The 1,086-nt window shown below is 63.4% G+C and carries 1 protein-coding gene; it reads right to left on the reverse strand.

Going from position 1 to position 1,086, the window contains the following annotated elements; genetic code table 11:
* Positions 1 to 992, reverse strand: a 992-nt coding sequence (locus GOB85_RS18775) for an IS1595 family transposase (protein WP_242011635.1), incomplete at its 3' end; no start/stop codon positions are given.
* Positions 993 to 1,086: the final 94 nt, after the last annotated feature.

Raw genomic sequence — 1,086 nt, forward strand, 5'->3', positions numbered from 1 at the left:
GTGTTGAGGCCTCCTGGCTGGCTGCAGGCGATGAGGATAGAAGCGGGAGCGAGGGTGTTGTGGAGAGCCTCGATCATGCGGCGCCATCCGAGATAGCTTGAGAGATATTTTGTGGCGACGCCTCTGAAGCGGCGCATCCAGTCCTTGAGCCTGCTGTCATAGGCATTGACGTTCTGGAGATGGAAAGCGTGGTCTCTGACCCGCTCTCCGGCGGAGATGTTGATGGGTTCATGGTGGATTCCGGTTTCCCGGGCGATACGAGTGTAGACGGCTGCGGTATCGGTGCAGAGCACGGCATCGGGCGCGAGCATGGGTTTGAGGCAGGAGCCGATGGTCTGGGCAGTCAGATCGGGCAGGATGGCGTAGCCCGTATTGCGCTGGCGGTCGCGCATGACCAGCACGGGCGTCTGCTCGTCGAGTGGTGTCCCTCGCCGTCCGGTGGGCGCACCCCGGTGGCGGGCGGCCGGGCGGGGCGGAATGATGCCTTCACCTGGATGGCTCCAGGCGTGCAACCCCTTGAAGGACCGTCGAAAGAAGGTTTCATCAGCCTCCACGATGCCGCTCAGGAGCGCCGGCTGCTCACAGGACGGAGCGGCCAGAAAGCGATGTCGCCAGCGGAAGGACGTCCGAATGGCGATTGCGCAGGCTTTCGCGGTCTTGCGGATGCTTGTGGCCTGCGCAAGCGCCGCAGCAAAACCCAGCCAGCGGTCCTTGTGACGAAGCCGGGCAAGGCTCGTGCCCGTGAGCGCATTGAAGGTCCGCAGGCACGCCTTGCAGCGATAGCGCGGCAGATCGTGAGCCTGTCCCCATGCGCCGATACGATCGCTCCGACAGCGGGGACAGGCCCGCGATCCGCCTCCCGCACCATCCACAAGGGCCGCAACTTCGGCCTCAGGGTCCTGATCCGATAAAACACGGCACAGTGTCTCACGCTGGACGCCGTCCAGAACGCTCACCTGGCCCAAAAGCAGTCCAAAGGCTTCGCGGTCCATCTCGCTTTCCTCCCGGAAACACAAAATGAAACGCCCGAAACCCTCCTGCGATCCCAGGCCCAACACCTAACGACAACAGAGCCTTTCCAAAGGC

Source organism: Acetobacter fallax (genome assembly GCF_011516735.1).
Lineage (GTDB): Bacteria > Pseudomonadota > Alphaproteobacteria > Acetobacterales > Acetobacteraceae > Acetobacter > Acetobacter fallax.